Origin of the sequence: Acetonema longum DSM 6540 (genome assembly GCF_000219125.1) — a bacterium.
In the GTDB taxonomy this organism is placed as follows: domain Bacteria; phylum Bacillota; class Negativicutes; order Sporomusales; family Acetonemataceae; genus Acetonema; species Acetonema longum.
Genome location: NZ_AFGF01000238.1, coordinates 1 through 2,324, shown reverse-complemented (window position 1 = coordinate 2,324; position 2,324 = coordinate 1). Strand labels below are relative to the sequence as shown.

General features: G+C 40.9%; 2 protein-coding genes. Both read left to right on the top strand.

Translation table 11 applies throughout. The annotated features are described in order from the left end of the window. Positions 1-1,990: hemagglutinin repeat-containing protein (locus tag ALO_RS18140; RefSeq protein WP_004099032.1), on the top strand; the 1,990-nt coding region annotated here is incomplete at its 5' end. A gap of 22 nt (positions 1,991-2,012) precedes the next feature. Then, positions 2,013-2,318 carry a hypothetical protein gene (locus ALO_RS18135; protein ID WP_004099030.1) on the top strand — a complete coding sequence of 102 codons (306 nt, stop codon included), beginning with the start codon at positions 2,013-2,015 and terminating at the stop codon, positions 2,316-2,318. Positions 2,319-2,324 lie beyond the last annotated feature (6 nt).

The following is a 2,324-nucleotide window of genomic DNA, read 5'->3' as shown; positions in this document are numbered from 1 at the left end:
AAACAACGGGGACATTGCTATCCTTGGTTCCAGCGTGAATGGGAAAGAGATCCTCCTGGACGCGGCCAACGACGTAAACCTGCTGTCAGCCGCCAATACCGTGGACAGCGACAGCCATTCCTCGCAGAAATCCGCCTCCGTAGGCGTAGATTTGACGCAGGGAGGCGTGGCCGTATCGGGACAACTCGGCAAGGGAAAGACAGACGAACACAGCGTCAGCTACAACGAGACCACAATTACAGCGGAACAGGAACTAACCGTCAAATCTGGCAATGACACCAACCTGGTCGGTGCGCAGGTAAAAGGCGATACCGTTGAGATCGACGTAAAAGGCGATTTAAACCTGGCCAGCCAGCAGGATCGGGAGACCTATACCGAGAAGAATAAATCGGTTGGCGGCAGTATTGGATTTGGGGCCGGGGCCTCGGTAAATCTGTCAGCGAATACAGGCAAAATGGATTCCGAATACAGGAGTGTCAAGGAGCAGACCGGGATCTTTGCCGGTAAGGGCGGCTTTGATATTAAGGTGGTAGGCAATACCGATCTGGATGGTTCTGTTCTGGGCAGTGAGGCAGAGGCCAACAAAAACAAGCTTTCTACTGGTACTCTGACATTCTCGGATATTGAGAACAAAGCCGAGTACAAGGCGGAAAGCAATGGTGTCGGTAATGCAACAGGCCCGAATCTGGGGGTTCCGGTATCGGATGATAAAACCAGTACTACCCATGCCGCTATTGCTCAGGGAACGATTGAAATTAAAGATCAGGCCAATCAGAAAGCGGATATTACGAAACTGAGCAGAGATACCCAGAATGCCGTTAACAAGCTAGACCAGATTTTTGATAAGAAGACGGTCCAAGAAAAACAGGAATTAGCAAATCTATTTAGCCAGGAAGCAGTAAAACTTGTTGGAGATATAGCGGAAAGAGAGAAAGATAGACTTGTAGACAAGATTATTAATGCAAAGAATGACACTGAAAGGGAAGAAGCAAAAAAAGAATATCAACTTTGGATGGAAAGTGGAACTAACAAAGTTTTATTACATGCCTTTGTTGGTGGCCTTACTGCGAAATTTGCTGGTGGAGACTTCATGTCCGGTGCCGCAGGGGCAGGCTTTAATGAAGTAGTACAACAAGAACTAAAAAATATCAAAAATCCTACTTTACACCAATTAGCTAGTGCTCTTGTTGGAGGTGCTGCAACTGAAATTCTTGGTGGAGATGCACAAACGGGTACAGTTACTGCGTTAAATGGAACAAAGTATAACTTCTTATCCCATTGGCAGACAGGGCAAAGAGATAAGGCTATTTTAAATGAAGAATGGGATAAGGTGGCGTACTGGGATCGGATAGATAAGGCTCAGAACTACGTATGTGCTATGATGGGCATTAATTATAAAGCAATAAATTGGGAAGACCCTGACAATGCTAATTTATTGTATACAGTATCAACACAGGCACAACAGCTAGAAGCAGACCCGAATTTTCGAAATTCGTGGTTAGTAAACAGCCCCACTGTTGATTCTTCAACTTTAATATCAGCTGGGGTTGTAGGGACTGCTATAGTTATAGCAGGGGTTACACTGTATAAATATAATGGGGGTTGGGTTAAGGCTGCTCCAGTTGTACCGGGGGCCGGGGCTCTATATAATAATGCTGTTAATTCATTGAATAAAATTAACATCTATGATTTCACAATTAAAAGTAAGCATTTAGAGACTATTAATAATAATACATCTGGATGGAATAAATTTAAAGTTGGCACAGTTGATGAAGCAACTGCACTTGTTAATTCTATTATTAAAGGTGCTCAAAATAATAGAAATTTGATTAAAAACGTATCAGAGAATCCAGTTGGTTCTCAGGGGCAGCAGTCATTCCAAGTATTAATTGATGCAGGTAAAGTAATCGGAACTAAAGGTGAGACAGCTATTAGAATAGTCTATGATGAGCTGGGAAATATATGGACAGTATTTCCTGATAAAATTTAATATAAGGAGTGACATGAATCAAATGTTTAACAAAGATGAATTTATCAAAAGAAATAGTGAATTTTTATATCAGCGTTTAAACAATTTCTTAGAAATTGAAGTGAATGAAGAAACCTTTTTAATAATATATAAATTTCTTGAATTGCAGAATTTTAGAAATGGAGAGTATGAAGGAAATCAATATTTAATTCATAAAAAAAATATTCAGGAAGTTCAAATAGTCGACATGGTTTCTGAAGAGTTCTGCAATGATTTTTCTCAGACTAGATTTGATATTACTGTTTACGAACTTTTGGATCTCATGAATGAGATGAAGGATGCTAGGTAAATAACG

Coding starts and splice junctions, on each gene's coding strand:
- ALO_RS18135 (WP_004099030.1), top strand. CDS start 2,013: ATGTTTAACAAAGATGAATTTATCAAAAGAAATAGTGAATTTTTATAT.